Origin of the sequence: Streptococcus sp. FSL E2-3494 (assembly GCF_038007085.1) — a bacterium.
Taxonomy (GTDB): domain Bacteria; phylum Bacillota; class Bacilli; order Lactobacillales; family Streptococcaceae; genus Streptococcus; species Streptococcus thermophilus.
Genome location: NZ_JBBOWN010000001.1, coordinates 768,463 through 794,142 on the forward strand (window position 1 = coordinate 768,463; position 25,680 = coordinate 794,142).

11 protein-coding genes and 7 pseudogenes are annotated in these 25,680 nt (G+C 39.1%); 13 read left to right on the forward strand and 5 right to left on the reverse strand.

Annotated elements, in window-relative coordinates:
• Window positions 1–43: 43 nt before the first annotated feature.
• Window positions 44–2,308 carry a bifunctional glutamate--cysteine ligase GshA/glutathione synthetase GshB gene (gshAB, locus tag NST05_RS04070; protein ID WP_084828968.1) on the reverse strand — a complete coding sequence of 755 codons (2,265 nt, stop codon included), beginning with the start codon at window positions 2,306–2,308 and terminating at the stop codon, window positions 44–46.
• Window positions 2,309–2,998: 690 nt separating this feature from the next.
• Here gshAB and NST05_RS04075 point away from each other — a divergent pair.
• Window positions 2,999–3,265, forward strand: a pseudogene (locus NST05_RS04075) (ABC transporter ATP-binding protein); the annotation flags it as partial.
• A pseudogene (locus NST05_RS04080) lies at window positions 3,262–3,855 on the forward strand (ABC transporter ATP-binding protein); the annotation flags it as partial. The pseudogenes NST05_RS04075 and NST05_RS04080, both read left to right, overlap by 4 nt.
• Window positions 3,856–3,909: 54 nt before the next feature.
• On the opposite strand, the pseudogene NST05_RS04085 reads toward NST05_RS04080, so the two are convergent.
• A pseudogene (locus NST05_RS04085) lies at window positions 3,910–4,161 on the reverse strand (ATP-binding cassette domain-containing protein); the annotation flags it as partial.
• 228 nt (window positions 4,162–4,389) lie between these two features.
• Between NST05_RS04085 and NST05_RS04090 the strand changes: the two are divergent.
• Together NST05_RS04090 and NST05_RS04095 are read left to right on the forward strand one after the other, a co-directional pair.
• A pseudogene (locus NST05_RS04090) lies at window positions 4,390–6,151 on the forward strand (ZmpA/ZmpB/ZmpC family metallo-endopeptidase); the annotation flags it as partial.
• Between the two features lie 121 nt (window positions 6,152–6,272).
• Window positions 6,273–6,827, forward strand: a pseudogene (locus tag NST05_RS04095) (IS3 family transposase); the annotation flags it as partial.
• Between the two features lie 479 nt (window positions 6,828–7,306).
• Here the strand turns inward: NST05_RS04095 and NST05_RS04100 are convergent.
• A pseudogene (locus NST05_RS04100) lies at window positions 7,307–8,301 on the reverse strand (LacI family DNA-binding transcriptional regulator).
• Between the two features lie 141 nt (window positions 8,302–8,442).
• Here NST05_RS04100 and NST05_RS04105 point away from each other — a divergent pair.
• The 7 genes and pseudogenes from NST05_RS04105 to NST05_RS04135 all read left to right on the forward strand — a co-directional run.
• Complete coding sequence (locus NST05_RS04105; RefSeq protein WP_084828964.1) at window positions 8,443–9,609, forward strand: galactokinase; 1,167 nt, start codon at window positions 8,443–8,445, stop codon at window positions 9,607–9,609.
• A 19-nt stretch (window positions 9,610–9,628) separates the two neighbouring features.
• Window positions 9,629–11,110 (forward strand): UDP-glucose--hexose-1-phosphate uridylyltransferase, encoded by a 1,482-nt coding sequence (galT, locus tag NST05_RS04110; protein ID WP_084828963.1) that lies wholly within the window; start codon window positions 9,629–9,631, stop codon window positions 11,108–11,110.
• Between the two features lie 30 nt (window positions 11,111–11,140).
• Window positions 11,141–12,142 (forward strand): UDP-glucose 4-epimerase GalE, encoded by a 1,002-nt coding sequence (galE, locus tag NST05_RS04115; protein WP_084828962.1) that lies wholly within the window; start codon window positions 11,141–11,143, stop codon window positions 12,140–12,142.
• Between the two features lie 68 nt (window positions 12,143–12,210).
• Entirely contained in the window at window positions 12,211–13,257 is a 1,047-nt protein-coding gene (locus tag NST05_RS04120; protein ID WP_084828961.1) for an aldose epimerase family protein, read from the forward strand.
• Window positions 13,258–13,362: 105 nt separating this feature from the next.
• Window positions 13,363–15,267 (forward strand): PTS sugar transporter subunit IIA, encoded by a 1,905-nt coding sequence (locus tag NST05_RS04125; protein ID WP_340742903.1) that lies wholly within the window; start codon window positions 13,363–13,365, stop codon window positions 15,265–15,267.
• A 3-nt stretch (window positions 15,268–15,270) separates the two neighbouring features.
• Window positions 15,271–18,351 (forward strand): glycoside hydrolase family 2 TIM barrel-domain containing protein, encoded by a 3,081-nt coding sequence (locus tag NST05_RS04130; protein WP_084828959.1) that lies wholly within the window; start codon window positions 15,271–15,273, stop codon window positions 18,349–18,351.
• A gap of 561 nt (window positions 18,352–18,912) precedes the next feature.
• Window positions 18,913–19,071 (forward strand): annotated as a pseudogene (locus NST05_RS04135) (IS3 family transposase); the annotation flags it as partial.
• Here NST05_RS04135 and NST05_RS04140 read toward each other — a convergent pair.
• A protein-coding gene (locus NST05_RS04140) for an IS3 family transposase (protein ID WP_095559415.1) occupies window positions 19,068–20,215 on the reverse strand; the annotation gives its coding sequence in 2 pieces (ribosomal slippage) (window positions 19,068–19,963 and window positions 19,963–20,215; 1,149 coding nt in all). The pseudogene NST05_RS04135 and the gene NST05_RS04140 sit on opposite strands and share 4 nt — an antisense overlap.
• Window positions 20,216–20,448: 233 nt before the next feature.
• On the opposite strand from NST05_RS04140, the gene NST05_RS04145 reads away from it, so the two are divergent.
• Both NST05_RS04145 and NST05_RS04150 read left to right on the forward strand, forming a co-directional pair.
• Entirely contained in the window at window positions 20,449–21,657 is a 1,209-nt protein-coding gene (locus NST05_RS04145) for a metallophosphoesterase family protein (protein WP_084828956.1), read from the forward strand.
• Window positions 21,654–24,833 carry an AAA family ATPase gene (locus tag NST05_RS04150; protein ID WP_084828955.1) on the forward strand — a complete coding sequence of 1,060 codons (3,180 nt, stop codon included), beginning with the start codon at window positions 21,654–21,656 and terminating at the stop codon, window positions 24,831–24,833. The genes NST05_RS04145 and NST05_RS04150 overlap by 4 nt, the downstream gene beginning before the upstream one ends.
• A 275-nt stretch (window positions 24,834–25,108) precedes the next feature.
• Here NST05_RS04150 and NST05_RS04155 read toward each other — a convergent pair whose 3' ends face one another.
• The gene (locus tag NST05_RS04155) at window positions 25,109–25,591 is read right to left on the reverse strand and encodes a hypothetical protein (protein ID WP_232693833.1); all 483 of its coding nucleotides are present in this window, start codon (window positions 25,589–25,591) and stop codon (window positions 25,109–25,111) included.
• Window positions 25,592–25,680: the final 89 nt, after the last annotated feature.

The window sequence follows — 25,680 nt, forward strand, 5'->3', positions numbered from 1 at the left end:
TCATTATGATAAAGGTGCTTTTAGGTTCCTAAAGTTACAGCTATTAAGTTTGACCAGCCACTATTTCTGGAAAAAGTTTATCTAGGATTTTAGTAGTGATAGCTTGGCCAGGACCCTCAGTACAGTAGGTGTGCATATACATCGAAGGGTTAAAGTTGAGCTCAATGCAGGTGCAATGAGGATTTTCCTTGGTGGCAATTTGAGTTTCATCTGGAATTATCAGATCAACCCCGCAAGCCCAGGCGCCCATGCTAGTTGCCATGGCTGCGGCTAATTCTTGGTAAGAGGAATCCATGGTCTCAGTGATATCAATAGAGTCACCACCTGTAGAGATGTTGGAATTACGACGCAGATTGACCTTTTTTCCTTCTGGGAGAATATCATCAGGTGTGTAACCCTGTTGAGCTAACATTAGTTGTTCGATGTCTCCTAGCTCAATGATTTCCAGAGGTGACCGGTGATCACGGCCACGCAATGGATTAGCATTTTTCTGAGCGACTAGTTCACGAATGGTGTGTTTGCCATCACCAATAACATTGGCAGCGACACGCAGAAGAACAGCCTCACAACGCCCATCCAAGATGAAGAAACGGTATTCGGTTCCTGGAATAAATTCTTCAACAAGGACAGAGGTATCTTCTGCGAAAGCAATTTCAAGGGCTTTTTGATAGTTGTCAAGACTGGCAGGTTCTTGGAAAATGGAAATTCCCAGACCAAAGTTAGTTGACTTGGGTTTGACAACAATTTGCTTATCCTTGATAAGAGGGTAGTAGGCAAGTCCTTCCTCAAGACTGGTAAATTCGTCTCCTGAAGGAACTGAAAAGCCAGCATCTGCTAGAATCTTCTTGGTTACGGTCTTATTAGCCATAGCAAGGGGAACCACGTAGTTGTCTTTTGAGGTCATGTTACCGTTTTTGACGTATTCAACATGGTCTTGGTGCCAAAGTTTTAGGAATTGATCTTGCTCATCCAATATTTCAAAGTGAATTCCCTTTTGGATGGCATCAAAGAGCAACATCTGGGTGGAGAGTTCCATCTCTTCATAGCCCTTGAGAGCATAGTGGGCAGTCCAGTCGTAATCATGATAGGCAAGAGCCTTGTTTAAAGCAAATTCGGCTAGAGATTTGTCTTTGATATAGGGTAAGAGCTGGGCAGAGAGCGTTTGATTTGGATCCGCAAAGGCTGCCTTAACTTGCTTAACCAGATCTTGATGATAGTCACCAAGTCCAAAGTGTTGCACCAGTTGGTCTAGGGCAGTTACAATGTCCTGAGTTTTAGCCTCCGAAGGTAGAGGTTCTAGAGGATGAGAGAGGGCAATTTTCTCATTTAGCGCGTGGCCTTGTGCAAGAGCTTGGTTGACATTTTCAGGGCTATCAAGCCAAAGGAAGGCTAAAATGAGTAAGTGCACAGTGTCCATAGTAGTCTGACTAATACCGATACGCTCAAAAGGGTTAAGGTCGAAATTACGGAACTCTAGGTAGGTGATTCCCTTGTCAAGGAAGGAACGATTAACCTTTTGTCCACGGAAACGAACAGCTGAGTAAAATTCTTTCTCTGCATTCAAATCTCCTTGTTCGATATAGGTTTCAATGGCTGAGACATAATCTTCTAGACTTACAAAGGATACTTGAATCTCTTCCTTATTGACATAGCCGTGGTCACTGTTACGGAAGGAACGCACAGGTTCTGGAACTTCCTGGTCAAAGAAACCTTGTTCGGCGATGGGTGAGGCCCCAAAGAGATAGGTAATCACCCAACGGTAGCGCAAGTAGTTCTGAGCCAGCTTAAGATAGAGGGCGTTTTTGAAGGCAATCATATCGGTCTGATCACTTTCTTGGAACAAGGCCTCAACTAAATCTTTACCCAGTTCCATATTATAGTGGATACCTGAGATAGCTTGTAGTTTAGTTCCGTATTTTTCAGCCAAATAGTTACGATAATGGCGTTCGAAGTCATTTTCCAGTTGAGCAACTTGAATCTCCTCTGCCTTTAGACGAGGTGGCATGGATAAAGGCCAGAGAACCTCGTCTGTAGCAATAGAGCGGCCAGCTACATCAGTAATAGCTCCCAGAAATCGGCGAGCCTCAGTAGTAGATTTGGCAACTGGTGTGATGAGTTCCATCTGAAACTCGCAAAAATCAGTCTGAATATAGGGGTGGAAACTACGAGCTCCTAGACAGGATGGGTGAGGTGTATGCACCAGTTGTCCTTGCCTATCGACACGTAGACTCTCGCGCTCGATTCCAAAATTAGCTTGGAGAATAGGGCTGGTAGCTTCCAGTTTTTGAAGCAGTTGGTTTAATGTCATAGAATCACCTTTTCATGTAATGTTAGTGATAGTCTATTATAAATAGGAACAGAAAACAAATTTCTGCTACGGTTAAGAGGAATTTCCGAATATTTTGAATGAGTTTGTGAAAAATGAACAGATTTCAATCAAAAAATGAGAAATTAGAACAATTCTCAGTTACATAAAATTTTACTTGCAATTTAAATCAAATTAGCCTATACTTGTGAAGTATATATGAGAACGAAAGAATCCCTAGGATATGCCCTCAGGGGCTTTTGTATGCCTTCAAAAGGGTATAACCGTTCTTTTATAGATAAAATATGAGCATTTAGCTGGATATTTTAAATGTTTCCTTTGAATAGAGCAGACAATTTTTTTCATAGTGGCAGTAGTTAACCAATAGTCTAGGTCTTGTTGAGAACAAAGTAATAATCTCACAAGTCACCCTGTTCGCCCAGCGATACTTTCACTGTGATGACTTGGAGAACTCGCTTTATCTATCACTGAATGAAACACGCTCTGCACAGAGTAGGCGATATTTTTCACCGTGGTAGTAGTTATAGAAGTCAAAAGACTTCTATAACACGGAAGTTTTGAGACTGAGGATCAAAACTTAGCTATGAGATTCCGAAGGAAGCTGCTAGCGTCCGAAGCCACTTAAGAAAAATATCAAAAAATAAAAGAAAAACAAATAAAACGGAGATAATTATGTTTCAAACTCTTATCGCCCAGATAAAGGAATACAAGAAACCCTCATTTCTATCGTCCCTCTTTATGGCGCTAGAAGTCATGTTTGAGATTTCCATTCCCTTTGTCATGGCTAATCTTTTGGACAAAGGTGTCCAACAATCCAACATGTCTAACATTTGGTTCTATGATGGTCTCATGTTGGTTTGCGCCTTTCTATCCTTATTCTGTGGTATGCAGTCGGCTCGCTATGCGGCTGTTGCTTCTGCTGGATTTGCTAAGAATCTACCTTGATTAATCGTTTCTACGACATCCAATCTGGTGTGATTACTTATGATGGCATCGATGTGAAACTGATTGAAAAAGATTCTCTTCGTCGATCACTTGGTATCGTACTTCAAGATACGCATCTCCTCACAGGGACTATCGCTGAAAATATTGCCTACGGCCGTGCGGATGCGACTCGCGAGGAAATTCTTGAAGCTGCTCGTATTGCTAACGTGGATTCTTTTGTGCAACATTTGGACAATGGTTACGACACTGTTCTTACAGATGATGGCGCAGGCTTGTCTGATGGACAACGTCAGCTGATTGCCATTACGCGTGCTGCCCTTGCCAATGCACCGGTTCTCATCCTTGATGAAGCGACTTCTTCGATTGACTCTCGTACTGAAAAATTGGTACAAGAGGGGATGGACCGGCTTATGGAAGGACGTACGGTCTTCGTTATCGCCCACCGTCTTTCAACCATCGTTAATTCTGACGTTATCCTGGTTATGGATCATGGGCGTATCATTGAACGTGGTGACCATGATACCCTTATGGAACAAGGTGGTACCTACTACCGACTTTATACTGGCGGTCTTGAAATTGATTAATATGTAAAAGGTTTCTTTTGAGTTTTCTCTTGTAAAAACGATAGATTTGATCTCTTAAATCTCAACTTCTTCTAAACCGTGTGCATCCAGGCGATATATCTTTTGACAAACTTGTCTGAGGTAGTTGACATCATGTAATACTGTAAGAAGTGCACCTGGATAGTTCTCGAAGAGCTGTCGGACTTGGGGTTGTGAGGTGGGTGAAAAATTTCTGGTTGGTTCATCTAAGATCAAGAGTTGAGGGCTTTCTATGACGATGTGCAGTAGGAGTAGTTTTCCTTTTTGGCCACCAGATAGGCCAGCGATTGAAGGCACTGCATCTATAAAATGAGACACAAGAAAACACTCTTGTTGAATTCTGGTAAACTAGAAACAGGAGTGTTTTGTTATGGTCAAAAAAGCATATTCAGTAGAAACTAATCTAGCCTGTATCGAATGATTCTATTCTGTTCTCAAATCTGAAACCTTCTATCTCCATAAGTGAAGAAACTTAACTAAAGATAGTATAACAGATATTGTTAAAATTACATCATATTAATTGAAATTGGCTCTAAGGAAAATAATATCAGTGGCTCAAGAACATATGATTCTTTCGGTGAAGTTCTAGCGAAATATACTAAATCTGAGGATTTAAACGACTTCCTCAACTACAATCGAAAACTTTTTACGACTATCGACAATATGAATGATTGGTTTATCGATGCCACTAAGGATAAGGTCTACGTTGTAGAAAAGGCGTCTCAAAATGAAGGTGTTGGCGAGCACAAGTATCGTGCTTAAGATAACTTAACACGTGGTCTACACAGAAAAATGATTCTACCATTATTGAATCTTGATAAGACAGAGATGTTCTTGATTTCAACCTATGACACCATGTCTTATGGAACAGATAACAAGTACAATACGACTCTTGAAAAACTGAAATCTGAGATTGATTTAGCTGCCCAACGTCAAATCAACTACCTTGATTTCTGGCATAGATTGGCTAGAGACAAAGTTAAAAACAGGTTGTTCAAAGATATTGTCAATCCTGTCTGGGAAGGTTTCTATGTCTGGGGTCATGGTTGGCCAGAGCGTTACGGCCAATTCAAGAACAGTACGGAAGTCTATGCGCCAATTCGTGAAATCTATGGTCCAGTTGGTGAGTACTATGGAGACAATGGAGCCATGGCTGGTGCCTATGCTGCTATCTATGACAATCCATATGATAATCCGTGCCAAGGTTACTTACGTCATGTCTAACATGATTAGTGAGTACGGTGCTTCGGCCTTCACGCATGAAACTCCCCACCTCAATGACCGTATTGCCTACTTTGGAGATTATGGTCGTCGTGAAGGAACAGACGTTGAAGCTTATGCCCAAGGTCTTCTTCAATCACCAGCTACTCAGGGGCATCAAGGTGGATACGGTGCCTTAGGACTGAACATGGCCTTTGAAAGAGAAAACGACGGTAATCAGTGGTACAACACTAATCCAAACAAGTTGAACTCACGTGAAGCCATCGACCGTTACATGAAGGGTTACAACGACACCCTCATGCTTCTTGACTCACTTGAAGGGGAAGCAGTCCTCAATCAAGGAAATCAGGACCTCAATAACGCATGCTTCAAGAAGGTAGATAAACAGTTACGAGGTAACAGTAAAAATCAATACGACCAGGTTCGTTCTCTAAGTGATAGTGAAAAGGCTATTAACTTGACTTCTATTGATGACCTTGTAGATAATAACTTTATGACCAATCGTGGTCCTGGGAATGGTGTCTATAAACCAGATGATTTCTCTTCTGCCTATGTCAATGTCCCTATGATGTCTGCTATTTATGGAGGTAATACCAGTGAGGGATCTCCAGGAGCTATGTCCTTCAAGCATAACACCTTCAGACTCTGGGGTTACTATGGCTATGAAAAAGGCTTCCTAGGTTATGCAACTAACAAGTATAAACAAGAAGCAAAAGCGGCTGGTAAGGACACCCTTGGAGACGACTTTATCATTAGCAAGATTTCTGATGGTCAGTTCAACTTACTAGAAGACTTCAAGAAGGCCTATTTCAAAGAAGTGAAAGACAAATCATCACATGGTTTGACGACAGTTGCAATTGACGGTACAACAATAAGCTCTTATGATGATTTATTAGCCTTGTTTAAAGCTGTAGTAGCAAAAGATGCTGCAACTATTAAAACAGATAATAAGGGGAATAAATCTGTGTCAACAAGTCATACGACGAAACTCAAAGAAGCTGTCTATAAGAAACTCCTACAAGAGACAGATAGTTTCACAAGTTCTATTTTCAAATAATAGATGAAAGAATTCCCTTTGGCGAAAATGAATTGCACCCCAAAAAGTTAGACAGAGAAGATCTAACTTTTGGGGTGCTTTTATTATGAAATTGAGTTATGAAGATAAAATTCAAATATATGAATTGAGGAATCGTGGTTTTGTAGTGAACCATAAGAAGGTCTAACGTCTGATGAGAGTTCTTGGTCTAACCGCTCTAATTCGTCGTAGACGCAAGTATTCTTCATATCAAGGAGAGGTTGGCAAGAAAGCAGAGAATCTCATTCAACGCCAGTTCGAAGCATCTAAAACAATGGAAAAGCGCTATACAGATTTGCCACTCCAACAAGCAGCCAAAAACTCTATTCATCACTCGTTTTAAATGGTTTCAATAGTGAACTTATTGCTTATAATCTTTCTCCATAGTGACCAGGGATGGCAATATCAACATCAGTATTATCATCGATTTTTAGAAGAGAAAGGAGTCCAACCGTCCATGACAAGTAAGGGGAATCGTCCAGACAATGGCATGATGGAATCCTTCTTTGAAATTATTAAGTCTGAGATATTTTATGGTTATGAGAAGACGTTATAGGTACTTGAGCAATTGGAATAAGCTATTGTAGACTATATTAATTATTACAACAACAAATGCATTAAGGTAAAACTAAAAGGACTCAGTCCTGTGCAATACTGAACTAAATTCTTTACTTAAATTAATTGTCTAATTTTTGGGGGTCAGTACAGTAAGGTGGTGGTTTTGCGTACGCTTTTTACACTGAACTTTAGTTCAAAAATAGAGAATTTCCTTAGTTTGACTATGGGATTCAATCTATTTGGGGTGAGTAGATAATTGAGCCGCTTTTCAAACTTTTTAATGGTGAAAAAATAATCCATCTCACTCTTGATGAAGTAAGACAGATTATTGTTGTTTAAATTAGTACTGTCTTTTAAAGTGCTTTAAAAAGAGATTGATCAGGTATAGTATTTCCTTAGTATTTGTTATTCTATGAAAATCTCTAGTTTAAATCAATTTATGTATGTTATTTTCCTATTCAGGTTTATGGTTCAAATCGTTATCTCTAAAAAACTAGACATTGGAGTAAAAGGTATCATTTATCTGAATATTGTAATTATGATCTCAAAACCGTAGAAAATAGTGATGATATGATTTACCTATTTTGTACTGTTTCTTAATGTTAATTTTGTTCCTAGTTTAGTAAGTGTTGGTATTTTTCGAGGTGCTAAGAATTGTTTATTGAGAATATCCATAGCTGTTCGTCCCATTTCTTCTGTATAGACAGTGACACTAGAAAGTGGAGGATACACTTGTTTAGCTAGAGTTGTATCGTTAAAAGAGATAATTTGAATGTCGTCAGGGACCTTGATACCATTTTCCTGAAGTGCTCTGAGTGCACCAATAGCTAGACTATCACTAGCCGCAAAGTAAGCATCAGGTAAAGTAGCTCCACTCTTAATCTTAGAATCAAGAAGTTCATAGCCAGATTGGACAGTGAAGTCACCAGTCAGAATAAAAAGAGGGTCATAGATTCCCTTTTCCATACAGTAGTTCCGATAAGAACGTAAACGAGGATCAGAGATGATTTCAGTTGCATCTGTTGTTTTTTCTTGCCCAATGAGTAGGCCTATATTATTACAACCTTGTTCTTTAAGATAACAGAGTGCCGATTGTACGGAGTTTTCAAAATCAGTAGTAACACATGGATGTCCTTGATTAAGAGTATCACTATCAACAAAGACCAGAGTCTTTTTTAGTCTTTCTAGTTTCGCAATTTGTTCACGACTAAATTTTCCGATACAGAGTACACCAACGACCTCCTCTCCTAGACTTGAAGGAATGTCGTTGAAAAAGTGAAGCATCTCGTAGTCTAGTTCATAGGCTCTTTTTTCAATACCAAGTCTAATATTATAATAGTAGATGTCATCTAACTCGTGTTCTTCACTAACCCATTGAATAATTGCCACTTGATACTTTTTTTTTTTGAATTATTAATTGTTTTGTATTTAGTATATCCGATTTCATCAGCGATAGTTAATATCCGATGTCTAGTATCCTCTGTTACGGAAAGAGTTTCATCTTTATTAAGAACACGTGAAACAGTTGAAATAGATACACCTGCTAAGTTTGCGATATCTGTTAATGTAGCCATAGTATCCTCCGCATATTTCAGTATAACATAACTTTTCTTTTTTACCTATATTTTACTAAAAAAATAGTAAAAGTATTGATTTTTCATGTGAAAGGGATTACAATTTCAGTGTAAACAAAAAGAATAAGTGAGATACAGCCTATGAATACGTTACAGTTAAGAGAAAAGTTTAAAGAAGTTTTTGGTGTAGAAGCAGATCATACTTTCTTTTCACCAGGTCGTATTAATTTGATTGGTGAGCATACGGACTACAATGGAGGTAACGTCCTTCCGGTAGCTATTACCCTAGGTACTTACGGAGCGGCCCGCAAACGTGATGACAAAGTTTTACGTTTCTTCTCAGCTAACTTTGAAGAGAAGGGAATCATCGAAGTGCCACTTGAAAATCTTCGTTTTGAAAATGAACACAACTGGACAAACTATCCAAAAGGTGTTCTTCATTTCTTGCAAGAAGCTGGGCATACGATTGATTCAGGTATGGATATTTACATCTATGGTAACATTCCAAACGGATCAGGCTTGTCATCATCATCATCTTTGGAATTATTGATTGGTGTTATTGTTGAAAAACTTTATGACCTTAAATTGGAACGCCTGGACTTGGTTAAAATCGGAAAACAAACGGAAAATGACTTTATTGGCGTTAACTCTGGTATCATGGACCAATTCGCTATTGGTATGGGAGCTGATCAATGTGCGATTTACTTGGACACAAATACTCTAAAGTATGACTTGGTACCCCTTGACCTCAAGGATAATGTCGTAGTCATCATGAACACTAACAAACGTCGTGAATTGTCTGATTCTAAATACAATGAACGTCGTGCTGAATGTGAAACAGCAGTATCTGAACTACAAGAAAAATTGGATATCCAAACTCTCGGTGAATTAGACCTCTGGACATTTGACGCATACAGCTATTTGATTAAAGACGAAAACCGTATCAAACGTGCACGCCATGCAGTTCTTGAAAATCAACGTACACTTCAAGCTCGTAAAGCTCTTGAAGCAGGAGAATTGGAAGGCTTTGGACGCCTTATGAATGCTTCTCATGTGTCTTTGAAATATGATTACGAAGTTACAGGTCTTGAACTTGATACTTTGGCACACACAGCTTGGGAACAAGAAGGAGTATTAGGAGCCCGCATGACAGGAGCTGGTTTCGGTGGGTGTGCCATTGCACTTGTAAACAAAGACAAAGTTGAAGACTTCAAAAAAGCAGTTGGTCAACGCTATGAAGAAGTCGTTGGTTATGCACCAATCTTCTATATTGCCGAAGTAACTGGTGGTTCACGAGTACTTGATTAATGAGAAAGAAGTAGAGATTATGGCTGAAAATTTAGTAAACACTTTTGTAACTCAGGTTATTGAAAATAGTGATTACGAGGAATTGGACCGTATCTATTTGACAAACAAAGTTTTTACTTTGGTTGGAGAAGGAGTTGCTGATGTTGAAACAGATAGCTCTGAATTGATTGACCTTAAAGACCAGTTGCTTCAAGCAGGTGTTAAAGCTGGTTCCGTAGGTGAACTTGACGAAGAACAAGATATCATCGGTGCTCAACTCATGGACTTAATTACACCAAGACCGAGCGTTGTCAATCGTAACTTCTGGGGTACTTATAAATCTAAACCAGAGCAAGCAATTGCTGACTTTTATGCACAAAGTAAACAAAATGATTATGTGAAAGTCAAAGCCATTGCACAAAATATTGCTTATAAAGCACCAACTAAATACGGTGACTTGGAAATTACGATTAACCTTTCAAAACCTGAAAAAGATCCCAAAGCCATCGCTGCAGCTAAAAATGCGGTAGCTTCTGATTATCCAAGATGCCAACTTTGTATGGAAAATGAAGGTTATTTGGGTCGCATTAATCACCCAGCCCGCAGCAATCACCGTGTTGTTCGTTTCCAAATGGAAGACAAGGAGTGGGGCTTCCAATACTCGCCTTATGCTTACTTTAACGAACATTCTATCTTCTTTTATGGGAAGCACGAACCAATGCACATCAGTCCATTGACGTTTGGCCGTCTCCTAACAATTGTTGAAGCATTCCCTGGTTACTTCGCAGGTTCAAATGCCGATCTTCCAATTGTAGGTGGTTCAATTCTTACACATGAACACTATCAAGGTGGTCGCCATACCTTTCCAATGGAAGTAGCAGGCATTAAAGAAAAAGTTAGCTTTGATGGTTACTCTTATGTTGAGGCTGGCATCGTTAATTGGCCTATGTCTGTTCTTCGTCTAAGAAGTGAAGACAAGGAAAGACTTATCGCTCTTGCAACTAAAATCCTAAATTGCTGGCGTGGTTATTCAGACGAAAAAGCTGGGGTCTTGGCTGAATCTGATGGACAACCTCACCACACCATTACTCCAATTGCTCGTAGAAAAGACGACAAATTTGAATTGGATTTGGTTCTTCGTGACAATCAAACTTCTGAAGAACATCCAGACGGTATCTATCACCCACATAAAGATGTTCAACATATTAAGAAAGAAAACATTGGTTTGATTGAAGTTATGGGATTGGCCATTCTTCCACCTCGTTTGAAAACAGAACTTAAAGATGTTGAAGATTATCTATTAGGTCAAGGTAACCAAGTTGCTCCAATTCACCAAGAATGGGCAGATGAACTCAAAGCTCAAAATCCGAATATTACGGCTGAGGAAGTGACAGAAGTTGTTCGACAATCTGTTGCAGATATCTTTGCTCGTGTACTAGAAGATGCAGGTGTTTATAAGACTAATAGTGAAGGCTTGGATCAGTTTAAAGCATTTGTAGATTTTGTAAATTTAGCTGATTAATTGTTTTTTTCTGAAGAAAGGAGATAAGAAATGGCAATTTTAGTATTAGGTGGAGCTGGTTATATCGGTTCTCACATGGTTGATCGCTTAGTTGAAAAAGGTCAAGAAAAAGTAGTAGTAGTAGATAGTTTGGTAACAGGTCACCGTGCTGCCGTACATCCAGATGCTATTTTCTATCAAGGCGATCTTTCTGATCAGGATTTTATGAGAAAGGTCTTCAAAGAAAACCCTGATGTTGATGCTGTTATTCACTTTGCGGCCTATTCTTTGGTTGGTGAATCAATGGAAAAACCACTCAAATATTTTGATAACAACACAGCTGGAATGGTTAAATTGCTTGAGGTTATGAACGAATGCGGTGTTAAATACATTGTCTTCTCATCAACAGCAGCAACTTACGGAATTCCAGAAGAAATTCCAATTCTTGAAACAACACCACAAAATCCTATCAACCCATATGGTGAAAGTAAGTTGATGATGGAAACCATTATGAGGTGGTCAGACCAAGCTTACGGCATCAAGTATGTCCCTCTTCGTTACTTCAACGTTGCTGGTGCCAAACCTGATGGTTCGATTGGTGAGGACCACGGTCCAGAAACTCACTTTCTACCGATTATTCTTCAAGTAGCTCAAGGTGTTCGTGAAAAAATCATGATCTTTGGGGATGACTACAATACTCCAGACGGGACTAACGTTCGTGACTATGTGCATCCATTCGACTTGGCGGACGCTCACCTCCTTGCTGTTGAATATCTTCGTAAAGGTAATGAATCTACAGCCTTTAACTTAGGTTCATCAACAGGTTTCTCAAACCTTCAAATTCTTGAAGCAGCTCGTAAGGTAACTGGTAAAGAGATTCCAGCTGAAAAAGCTGATCGTCGTCCTGGTGATCCTGATATATTGATTGCTTCATCTGAAAAAGCACGTACAGTTCTTGGATGGAAACCACAATTTGATAACATCGAAAAAATCATCGCAAGTGCTTGGGCATGGCATTCTAGCCATCCCAAAGGGTACGATGATCGAGGATAATTAAAATAATAAACAAAAAACAAAGAGTATATATAATTGTTGTACTCTTTGTTTTTTGAGGAAATAATATGAAAATAAGCTGTGAAATTATTGGAAAAGTTGATTCAGGCGATGTCAGTAAAATTTCAATGGAAAACAATAATGGTGTTGTCATTTCCACACTCACAACAGGTGCTACACTTCAGGAGTTTTTGGTTCCAACGGAAACTGGTGCTCTTAAAAATATAGTACTTGGTTTCAGTGATTTCGAGGATTACTATAAGAATAATTTATGTGCCTGCCAGTCCATTGGTAGGGTTGCTGGAAGAATTGGGAAAGCTTCGTATACTCATAATATGGTTCTTTATAGCCTTCCTAAGAATGAGGGAGAAAACTGCTTACATGGCGGTCCAAAAGGAATGCAGGTCCAAAATTGGAACTATGTCACAAACCTGAATGATGAATATGTTGAGACAAAATTTATTAGAAGACTTTATTCAAGTGTAGATGGCTTTCCTGGTGATGTGACAGTCTCTATTAGTTATAGACTTGACAATAATAACCGCTTAACAATACTCTTTGAAGCCTTCGATGTTACAGAGTCAACAATTTTTAATCCGACAAACCATGTTTACTTTAATCTTAGCGACAAACAGGATTTATCAAGTCATGAGTTACAAATCTATTCAGACTATCGTTTAGAGTTGGATTCTGAGTTAATTCCAACAGGACAAAAAATTAATGTAGATGAAACGAATTATGATTTTAGAAAGACAACTGACTTGCTACCTCGAATTGAAGCAAATAATGGTTTTGATGATGCCTTTGTAGTTGGAGGGGGAACTTGTGATCATGTCAAAGAAGTAGCTATTTTGCATGACAAAGAAAGCGGAGATGGTATTGAAATCTTCTCAAACAGAAATGGTTTAGTTATTTATACTATGGATATTATAGAGGATAATATTTACTTTGCAAGAGATCGAGGAACAATTGCAAAAGGACGAGAAGCTATAGCCATGGAAGCTCAAACCCTTCCAGATGCCATTAATCACAAAGGTTTTGGAGATATTATCTTAGATAAAGGTCATAGTGTAAACTATGAAATTGGCTTCCAATACTTTAATTCATCAAAATAATCATGTATTAGTAAAAGTTTAGTAAAAAACTACTAAAACTATTGACAATTCAAACTAATACTTGTATAATGGAAGCGTATTCAAAAATAACAGGAGGTTCTCATAATGAGAAAATCTAACGTTCAGATGAAGTCTCGTCTATCCTATGCAGCGGGTGCTTTTGGTAACGACGTCTTCTATGCAACGTTGTCAACATACTTTATCATGTTTGTGACAACTCACTTGTTTAACACAGGTGATCCAAAGCAAAATAGTCACTACGTACTATTAATTACTAACATTATCGCTATTTTGCGTATCTTGGAAGTATTTATCGATCCATTGATTGGTAATATGATTGATAACGCTAACACTAAGTATGGTAAATTCAAACCATGGGTAGTTGGTGGTGGTATCATCAGTTCTATCACCTTGTTGCTTCTCTTCACCGATTTAGGTGGTTTGAATAAAACAAATCCTTTCTTGTACCTTGTACTTTTTGGAATTATCTACCTTATAATGGATGTCTTCTACTCGATTAAAGATATCGGTTTCTGGTCAATGCTTCCTGCCTTGTCTCTTGATAGTCACGAACGTGAAAAAATGGCAACTTTTGCCCGTATCGGTTCTACGATTGGTGCCAATATTGTAGGTGTTGCCATCATGCCAATCGTTTTGTTCTTCTCTATGACGAACAGTAGTGGCTCTGGAGATAAATCTGGATGGTTCTGGTTTGCATTTATCGTTGCACTCATTGGTGTGATTACATCAATTGCTGTTGGTATTGGTACACGTGAAGTTGAGTCAAAACTTCGTGATAACAATGAAAAAACTAGCCTTAAACAAGTCTTTAAAGTTCTTGGTAAAAACGACCAATTGATGTGGCTGTCTCTCGGATATTGGTTCTATGGTCTTGGTATTAATACACTTAATGCTCTTCAACTTTATTACTTCACATTTATCCTTGGTGATTCAGGGAAATACTCAATCCTTTACGGATTGAATACAGTTGTTGGTTTGGTTTCAGTTTCACTGTTCCCTAGTCTTGCTGGTAAATTCAACCGTAAACGTTTGTTCTATGGATGTATTGCAGTAATGCTCGGTGGTATCGGAATCTTTAGTATTGCAGGTACTTCACTTCCAATGATCTTGACTGCAGCTGAACTCTTCTTCATTCCACAACCTCTTGTGTTCCTTGTTATCCTTATGATTATCTCTGACTCAGTAGAATATGGTCAATGGAAATTGGGACACCGTGATGAATCACTTACTTTGTCAGTTCGTCCACTTGTTGATAAACTTGGTGGTGCGATGTCAAACTGGCTTGTTTCTACAATTGCCGTAGCTGCCGGTATGACAACAGGTGCCTCAGCATCAACAATTACAACACATCAACAGTCTATTTTTAAGCTTAGCATGTTTGGTTTCCCAGCAGCAGCAATGCTTATCGGTGCCTTCATTATTGCTCGTAAAATCACTTTGACTGAAGCACGTCACGCTGAAATTGTTGAAGAATTGGAAAATCGCTTTAGCGTAGCAACTTCTGAAAATGAAGTTAAAGCTAACGTCGTATCTCTTGTAGCCCCTACAACTGGTAAACTAGTTGATCTTTCAAGCGTTAGTGATAAACGCTTTGCTTCAGGTAGCCTAGGTAAAGGATTTGCAATCAAACCTTCAGATGGTAAGGTTTTTGCCCCAATTAGTGGTACAGTTCGTCAGATTCTACCTACTCGTCATGCGATTGGTATTGAAAGTGATGATGGTGTCGTTGTTCTCGTACACGTTGGTATTGGAACAGTTAAACTTAAAGGTGAAGGGTTCATTAGTTACGTAAAACAAGGTGATCGTGTTGAAGTTGGACAAAAACTTCTTGAGTTCTGGTCACCAATTATTGAGAAAAATGGTCTTGATGACACAGTACTTGTCACTGTAACTAATTCAGAAAAATTCAGTGCTTTCCATCTTGAACAAAAAGTTGGAGAAAAGGTAGAAGCTTTGTCTGAAGTTATTACCTTCAAAAAAGGAGAATAATTTATGAACACGACTGAAAAAATTCAAACTTACTTAAACGATCCAAAGATTGTTAGCGTTAATACTGTTGACGCTCACTCAGATCATAAGTATTTTGAATCTCTTGCAGAATTTTCTGAGGGGGAGATGAAGTTAAGACAATCTCTTAATGGAAAATGGAAAATTCACTATGCTCAGAATACAAATCAGGTTTTAAAAGACTTTTATAAAACAGAATTTGATGAAACTGATTTGAATTTCATCAATGTACCAGGTCATTTAGAGCTTCAAGGTTTTGGTTCTCCACAATATGTGAATACCCAGTATCCTTGGGATGGTAAAGAATTCCTTCGTCCACCTCAAGTTCCTCAAGAATCAAATGCTGTTGCATCATACGTTAAACATTTTACCTTGAATGATGCATTAAAAGATAAAAAAGTATTTATCTCATTCCAAGGGGTTGCTACTTCCATCTTTGTATGGGTCAATGGTAACTTCGTAGGATACAGTGAAGATTCATTTACACCTAGTGAATTTGAAATTAGTGATTACCTTGTTGAAGGTGATAACAAGTTGGCGGTAGCTGTTTATCGTTACTCTACAGCAAGCTGGTTGGAAGACCAAGACTTCTGGAGACTTTACGGTATTTTTAGAGATGTTTACTTGTATGCTATTCCAAAAGTTCACGTTCAAGATCTCTTTGTTAAGGGAGATTATGATTACCAAACAAAAGCAGGTCAATTGGATATTGATTTGAAGACTGTTGGTGATTATGAAGACAAGAAGATTAAATATGTTCTTTCAGATTATGAAGGCATCGTTACAGAAGGTGATGCATCTGTTAATGGTGACGGTGAACTATCTGTAAGTCTTGAAAATCTTAAAATCAAACCTTGGAGTGCTGAAAGTCCTAAACTTTACAATTTGATCCTTCATGTTTTGGATGATGACCAAGTTGTTGAAGTCGTTCCAGTTAAAGTTGGATTTAGACGCTTTGAAATTAAAGATAAACTTATGCTTTTGAATGGTAAGAGAATTGTCTTTAAAGGGGTTAACAGACACGAATTTAATGCTAGAACAGGACGTTGTATCACTGAAGAAGATATGCTTTGGGATATCAAAGTGATGAAACAACATAACATCAATGCTGTTCGTACTTCACACTATCCTAACCAAACACGTTGGTATGAATTGTGTGATGAATATGGACTTTATGTTATCGATGAAGCCAACCTTGAAACACACGGTACATGGCAAAAACTTGGTCTATGCGAACCTTCATGGAATATCCCAGCTAGTGAACCAGAATGGTTGCCTGCTTGTTTGGATCGTGCCAATAACATGTTCCAACGCGATAAGAACCACGCTAGTGTTATCATTTGGTCTTGTGGTAATGAATCATATGCTGGTAAAGATATTGCTGACATGGCTGATTATTTCCGTAGTGTTGACAATACTCGTCCAGTTCACTATGAAGGTGTTGCATGGTGTCGTGAGTTTGATTACATTACAGACATCGAAAGTCGTATGTATGCGAAACCAGCTGATATCGAAGAATACCTCACAACTGGTAAACTAGTTGATCTTTCAAGAGTTAGTGATAAACACTTTGCTTCAGGTAACCTAACTAACAATCCTCAAAAACCTTATATTTCATGTGAATACATGCACACAATGGGTAACTCTGGTGGTGGATTGGAACTCTACACTGACTTAGAGAAATATCCAGAATACCAAGGTGGATTTATTTGGGACTTCATTGACCAAGCTATTTACAAAACACTTCCAAATGGTAGCGAATTCCTATCATATGGTGGTGACTGGCATGATAGACCTTCTGACTACGAATTTTGTGGAAATGGTATTGTCTTTGCAGATCGTACCCTAACTCCAAAACTTCAAACAGTTAAACATCTTTACTCTAATATTAAGATTGCTGTTGATGAAAAATCAGTAACTATCAAGAATGATAATGTCTTCGAAGATCTTTCTGCTTATACTTTCCTAGCTAGAGTTTACGAAGATGGTAGAAAAGTTAGTGAAAGTGAATATCACTTTGATGTTAAACCAGGCGAAGAAGCAACATTCCCAGTTAACTTTGTAGTCGAGTCTTCAAATTCTGAACAAATTTACGAAGTTGCTTGTGTTCTGAGGGAAGCAACTGAATGGGCTCCTAAAGGTCATGAAATTGTTCGTGGTCAATATGTTGTTGAAAAGATTAGCACTGAAACACCAGTTAAAGCACCTTTGAATGTTGTTGAAGGCGACTTCAACATCGGTATTCAAGGACAAAACTTCTCAATCTTGCTTTCACGTGCACAAAATACTTTAGTATCTGCTAAGTATAATGGTGTTGAATTCATTGAGAAAGGTCCTAAACTTAACTTCACTCGTGCTTACACTGACAACGATCGTGGTGCTGGATATCCATTCGAAATGGCAGGCTGGAAGGTTGCTGGAAACTATAGTAAAGTTACAGATACTCAAATTCAAATCGAAGACGACTCTGTTAAAGTGACTTATGTTCATGAATTGCCAGGCTTGTCTGATGTCGAAGTTAAGGTAACTTATCAAGTTGACTACAAGGGTCGAATCTTTGTTACTGCAAACTATGATGGTAAAGCAGGTTTGCCAAACTTCCCTGAATTTGGTCTAGAATTTGCTATCGGTTCACAATTTACAAACCTTAGCTATTATGGATACGGTGCAGAAGAAAGCTACCGTGATAAACTTCCTGGTGCCTATCTTGGTCGATATGAAACATCTGTTGAAAAGACATTTGCTCCATATCTAATGCCACAAGAATCTGGTAATCACTATGGTACTCGTGAATTCACAGTATCTGATGATAACCATAATGGTCTTAAATTCACCGCACTTAATAAAGCATTCGAATTCAGTGCTTTGCGTAACAGTACTGAACAAATTGAAAATGCTCGTCACCAATATGAGTTGCAAGAATCTGATGCTACATGGATTAAAGTTCTTGCTGCTCAAATGGGTGTAGGTGGTGACGACTCATGGGGTGCTCCAGTTCATGACGAATTCTTGCTTAGCTCAGCAGATAGCTATCAATTAAGCTTCATGATTGAACCACTAAATTAGGTAGTTATTAAGAATCTAGTTGTACATTATTTGATAATTATAAAAGAGAAGCTTTGGAGGCTTCTCTTTTCATGTTTTAAAGGGGATTAAATCATTAGTGTGTTAGTATCTTCCAAAAATCTACAAGCGGTACTGATTAGCACTCCAACACAATATAAATATATTTCAAGTGATTTAAGATAGGAATTAGCTATTACCGGTGTTTCTCTAAAAGAAATAAAAATCATACCATTCGTTCAGATGGAATAATGCATGTGACTTATAAAAAATCTCAAGTAGGGAAATAGTAAATACTACATGCCTAGTTCCAAGTCAGCTAACAAGCTACGGATAAAAAATGCCTAGAATAAAGTAAAGTCAGGAGTCCTTAGGGTTCGGATTATTTTTAGGTTTTCATAGTGAAAAATTTAAAAAGGATCGGTACTGACAATAACGAAAAGTGAGTAAATATTATTGCCTAAAATACAAGATGTGCACTAGTACCAACCTATATGATAATGCTTAGAATCTATAAAAGTCAATTAAAAGAATAGATAATATTGATTTTCTTGGTTAGAGGTATTTAAATTACTTAACCAATTGAGGCAGGGTAGTCTAGACTATATTGATTACTACAACAAATGCATTAAGGTAAAACTAAAAGGACTCAATCCTGTGCAATACAGAGCTAAATCCTTGGAAAGTCAACGAAAAACTAGACACGGAGTTAAGAGAATTTAAGAATTATATTTTTCAAAGTCTTTTGGAGACTTGTAATCAAGACCTGAATGCATCCTTTTTGTATTGTAATAGGTCTCAATGTATTTAAATATTTCTTGAGTAGCCTCAGCTCTTGTCTCAAAATGAGCATCATTAATAAGCTCCCTCTTTAGCGTCTTATAAAAAGACTCCATCATTGCATTGTCATAGGGATTTCCTTTACGACTCATGCTAGATTGAGCACCGACTTGACGAAGAGTAGATTGATAACGAGAGCTTGTATATTGACTCCCTTGATCAGTATGGACAATCAAGCCAGGCTGAGGATGTTCTTTCCCACAAGCTTGTAAGAAGCAATCCCTCACCAGTTTATCTTGCATCCGTGAAGACATTGACCAGCCTACAATCTTACGTGAAAAAACGTCGATATTCACGGCTAAGTATAAGGTGCCTTCTTTGGTAGGGATATAGGTCATGTCTCCCAGCCATACTTTATTAGGAGCTGTTGCTTTAAAGATCTGATTAATTAAATTGGGTCTTGAAAGCGAAGCTCCTTTTCTGTTGTAATGTTTATATTTATAACGGCTTCCCTTGGCATAAAGTCCCATCAAGTGCATCAGTTTCCCAACACGTTTCGTGTTGGTCATAATACCAGTATTATGAAGTACCTTGGTAATTCTAACCGCACCATAGCGTCCCTTATGCTCATGAAAGACAGCTTTTATCTTCTCTGAGAGAATTTCTCTCTCCACTTGTTGTTTTGAAGGACGACGATGCATGTATTCATAGAAACCTGAGCGAGAAACCTTAAGAACTTTTACTGCATGCTTAATTTTTATCTTCCCATGATGTTTCAAGAGAAATTCAAAACGTTTTACTTGCTTCGCTTCAAGAAGACCCGGAACTTTTTTAGAAGTTCAAGTTCCTCCTGAAGATAACGATTTTCTTTCTCTAACAATTTAATCTTATGTTGGGCATTAGCTAGGGCTGTCCCATTGCCTGGAAAAGCACTTTCTCCATATTCTTCAACTTCTTGAACCCAGCGATAAAGACTATTGGCATGAACCTCAAGCTCTTGGCTGACTTCTTTAACAGAGTAACCCTCTTCAAGAATGAGTTTTACTGCAGAATTTTTAAATTGTTTATCGAATTTTCTTCTTGCCATAATAAACCTTTCCACGATTTCTCTTAACTTTGTGTCTAGTTTATTATAACCTTTCCACCTTTGCTTACATAAATTGTCTAACTTTTTGGGGTCAGTACAGGATAGCTTGGGAGAGATTTTTTGATCTTTACAGCTAAAAAACGGGAAAACTATCAAAGCCTATGAAACTTTTAAGCAGTATTTAGCTTGATAAGGTACAATAGAAGTAAGACAAAATGAATGAGGAGGTTGTCATGAAGTTTTTACATACGTCAGATTGGCATGTAGGACGAACCCTCAATGGCTGGTCTTTGTTGGAGGAGCAGGAGTGGGCTTTTCAACAAATTGTGGATTTGGCTATTAGCGAAAAAGTGGATGGGGTTATCATTTCTGGGGACCTCTATGACCGTGCGGTGCCCCCTGTGGATGCGATTAAGCTTTTTAATAAGACCTTGGCCCGCTTGGTACTGGAGGAGCAGATTCCTGTCTATGCGATTAGTGGTAATCACGATGGGGCTGAACGTTTACATTTTGGGCGTGACTTCTTTCAACATCAGGGCCTTCATTTAAGTACACGTTTGGAGGAGGCTTTTGAGCCTATTGAGTTGGAGAATTGCCAGATTTTTCTGCTGCCTTTTATCGATCCTATTGATGCTCGTATTTACTATAAGGATGATGAGGGAAAGGAAATTCAGGGGATTGGTGATGCCTTGACCTACATTCTTGAGGATATGGAAAAAGCTTTTGATCCTGACAAAGCTCATGTCTTGGTGGCGCATTTTGCGGTTTCTAAGAAGGATGATAGCGATGGTCAGGGTCTTCGAGAATTGATGTTGTCTGAAACCAGTAATACGGTAGGTGGTCTTACCAATGTGACCAGTGACCTTTTCAAGTCTTTCGATTATGTTGCCTTAGGGCATATCCATACGCGTTTTGCTAGTCCTACCAAGCGCGTGCAATATTCAGGCAGTCCAGTCGCCTTTAATGTCAAAGAAGCCAAGCGTAAGGAAGAAAAGGGTGTCTATATTCTTGAACTGGATGCGTCTGGTGATATGTCTCAGACCTTCCATACTCTAGAGGTTAAACGGCCGATTGTGGCTTTACAGGAATCTTTTGAAACCTTGATGTCACCTGAATTTTATAAGAATCAACCTTGTCAAAAAGCCTGGTTCGCCTTTGATATTCAACTGTCTAGTCGTAAGGAATTAGAGGGTATCAATGTGCGTGCCCAACTGGAAGAGATTTATGGGACAGACATTGTAGAAATTACTTTCAGTCGTCTGGGTGATGTTAGGGAAGAAAACTTGACCGTTGATCAGCACTTAAAAGATTTGGAAATGCAGTCGCCCCAGGAAATCGTATTTGATTTTTACCAGACAGTAACTGGGGGCGATGTCTTATCTGAGAGACAGACTGCCCTTGTGGAAAGTGTTTTTGAGGAGATTGAGAGGAGTCGACAATGAGACCAGTCCAGTTAGAATTGACCAATTTTGGACCATATCGTAAGGAAGTTATTAATTTCACTCAGTTTGACCATGCTCCCCTCTTTTTGATTGGAGGGGACACAGGGGCTGGTAAGAGTACTCTCTTTGATGCCATAACGGTAGCCTTGTTTGCTACGACCAGTGGTGATCGTAATGTTGAGGAGATGCGGTCAACTTTCGCTGGTCCAGAGGATGATTTGACCAAGGTGACTTTCTATTTCCAACAAGGCAATCACCTTTATCGCATTGACCGAGTTCTCCAGCAAGAGAGGGCCAAGCAGGGTGGGGGCACTACCATGCAAAAGGCGACGGCTTCTCTAGTCATTGTGGATAAGATTGGTGGTCAGGAAATTGAAAAGCTTGGGGATAAGATCAAGGAAGTGAGTGACCAGATTGAGCAGATTTTGGGGCTCAATGCTGAGCAGTTCAAACAGATTATTCTCCTTCCACAAAATGATTTCAGCCGTTTCTTGAAAGAAGATTCTAAGACCAAGACTCAAATTTTAAAGAAAATCTTTGGAACGGGTATTTTTGACCATTTTCAAAAGAGCTTGGAAGAGCGTCTTCGTCAGAGTAATAAGGATATGGAAAAGCGTCAGGCTCAGCTAGATGGCCATTTTGCCAGTCAGGTTTGGTCTGTGGAAGAATTAGCCCTCTTGGAGCAAACGCCAGCCTCTGAAAAATTGACACGTCTTGAAGAGTTTTTATCTCAGCGTCAAGAAAATGTTACGAAGCAAAAAAGCATCTTGAAGGATGCCCATGAGGATTTGGCACAACTGCAGAAGAGTTTGCAAACTGCCCAAGATATGGCAAAGATTTTTCAAGAAGTGGAGCAAGCCAAGGAGCGTTACCGTATGGAAATTGAGGAGGGAGCTCAGGGACAGGCAGAGGCAAAAGCACATCTGGAGGAATTACAGTTCGCTCAAGGATTACAAGAAACCATTAGTAGCTTGAAGCAATATCAGAAACAGTTGGTACAATTAGAGCAGGACCTTGACATTGCTCAAGAAGTATTAAGTGAAAAGCGTCAGGCGTTTGAGGATGTTAAGGCTCAAAAAGAGGAACTCGCAGTTCAATCTAAGGATTTTCTTCAAAAAGAAGAGGAGCTTGAAACTTGGAAAGAGGATATTATCTATGCCCAGAGTCTTGCCCAAGAACAGGAGAAAATCAAACGTTCAATGACTAACTACAAGCAGTTGGAAGAAACCTATCAGCAGGCTAGAAAAGAGATTGAGATGCTTAACAAGTCCTTGTCTGACTTGGAGGCTAATCGTCTTAGTTTAGAGAGTTTACATGAGGCCGAAAAACTCCTCCAGATTGTGGGCTACAGTGTGGAGAATCAACTGGCTCAGGACCTGAAAGAAATAGAGGACTTGAATCAGGAGTTGACAAAGACCGAAAAACGTCATCAAATGTTATCTTTCGATATTGATCAAGCTCAAGAAATTCTCAAAGAATTGGAAGAGGAGTTAAGAAGGACTTTGGCTTCACGCCGTCAACTCATGATCGTCCAACTGCAGGCAGAGTTAGAGGAGGGGCAGCCTTGTATGGTTTGTGGTGCTCTGGAACACCCTAATATTGGTGGAGCACAGGCTGATGAAGTGGCCTTGAAAAATCTCATGGATCAGGTGGAGAAGCTTCAAGCTCAAAAAGAAAAGCAAGTCGCTACTTTATCAAATCGTCAGGCTACCTTGAGTGAAGTTGCATCTAAACGTCAGGATTTGCTTGACAAAGTGGCTAAAGTCAAGGTAACTCTTGAAAAGCACTATCAAGAATTAGAAGAGCACGTTAAGGGACGGTTTGATTTTGATTTTTCGGTAGACTATGAAACTGACCGTGGGCAAGCCCTACTCCTGAAGGTTGAGCAGTATTATCAAGAGTTACAAAAACGTTATGATAGGGAAGAGAGAGATTATGTCCGATATCAAGATGAGCTAGGTAAGGCTCAAGAAAAAGCGACAGATTTGGCTAAAACCTATCAAGAGGCCAAGGCAGTGCTTGACCAAGCTCAAGAACGCCTAGAGGACTTGCAGGAAGGTCATCCAGAACTTGAGTCTGTTGAGGTATATCAAGAACGGATTTCCCTTGCTCATCAGGAGCTGAACCTCTACAATAAGCAAGTCAAGGAAAATAGCGAAGCCTACAACCAACTTCATGCCGACATTAAAGGAATCAAGGGGCAGATTGAGAGTATAACTAAGTCTAAAGATAAGGTAAATCAAGATGTTAAGCGATTATCTGCTGAATTAGAGCAAAGTCTCAAGGCTGAAGGAGCCCTCGCCAATGACTTAGAGCAGGTCGAACTCTGGCTTATTGAGGTAAATAATCAAGCTATTCCTATGCTTCAGGCCAAATTAACGACCTATGCAACGCTCAAACAAGAATTACAGGCGCAGATTCGTAAGGGGCAAGAGCTTCTCCAAAATCAAGAACAACCAGATCTCGATAGTCTAGCGCAAGCAGTACAGAATTGTCAGGAAATCTATGATAGGCAGCTCGCTCAGTTTTCTGTCATGGAAAAGGGACTTAAGGATGCGACGGCTACCTACCAAGCGGCTAAAACCCTTCAAGACAGCAACCAAGAGGCCTTTAAGGCCCACCAAGAACTCAGTGATTTGGTTAAGGTGGTTAAGGGAGAAAATACTGCTCTAACTGGTCGTCTTAATCTTGAGGTCTACGTTATCCGTCAGTATTTCCAACAAATCTTGGACTATGCCAATGCTAACTACATCGGACTATTAACGGATAACCGCTATTCCTTTGTTCTAAGTGAGGAAGGACGCAGGGCGCGTGATCACTTCGGTTTGGATATCAACGTCTATGACCAGCTGACAGGTAGTGAACGCTCCGTTAAATCCTTGTCTGGTGGAGAAACCTTTATCGCCGCACTGGCTATTGCCCTATCCCTCTCAGAAGTGGTGCAAAATACCAGCAAGGGTGCTGTTGTTGAAGCTCTCTTCATCGACGAAGGTTTCGGTTCACTTGATAAGGAAGCCCTCACCAAGGCTATCTCTGTCCTAGAACAAATCGGTGAAAATCGCATGGTCGGTGTCATCAGCCACGTGGACGATATGAAAGAAGGTATTGCTCAGCAACTAGTTATCATCAAGTCGCACGATGGCAGTAGCCGTATTAAAATTGTGGATAAGGGGTAGGAGGAATCAGTTTATATAATACTCTATATCAGATAATCGCAGTTGTAGCCATGTCAAATTTGTTCTAATAAGCATAGAAAAAAGGTAGTTGCATCAACAACTACCTTATGTAGAATTGTTAAAAAGCTGATGGTTTGTATAACATATTTAATTCGTCCTACTCGTAAAAAAGTGCGGACGGATTTTTTTGTCATCATATTTGACAATGTTATAGCAAAAACTAATCAAGGTAATATGAGGCTACCTAATGTCTCCCTAATTCGTTGAACTTTTAGCTAGGTGAAGTAATTATCAATTTCCTCCTCATTTTTTAGTATATCCACCTCATCAACACCACAACTTACTGCTAATTCTATAGATTCCTGAAAAGCGATGCTATGGTCAGGAGAAAATGCCTTTCCTAAAGGTTTATAGTAAGCCTTGATTTCTCTCTGAAGTTGATGGTTATGTAATTCAAATTCATCCTCTAAAAAATAGCCACATTCTTGTATCTCCTTTAAGTAATCTTCCATTAGTAATTTTTCTTTCATTGTGAGATTATCTTTAGAGATTTCATATAGGAAAGTTCCTATAGTATTTCCGATAACCGCTCCTAAAATAGGTATTGGAATTATAGCATGTCCTAGCATTGAGGATAATGCACTAACTGATACTTCAATACATAAGATTTGCGAATTTAGTAAAAATTCTTCTTTTGTGATTAAGTTTTTACGGAATTTGTATGCTTCTTCAGCGATACCAAATGAAGCAGTGCACAATGAACTTGCTACTGCTACAGGAGTGGCTGTGTAATTTGTTAGGGCATAGATGGTAACACCTCGAGTACTTCCTTTAATAGCTCCAATTC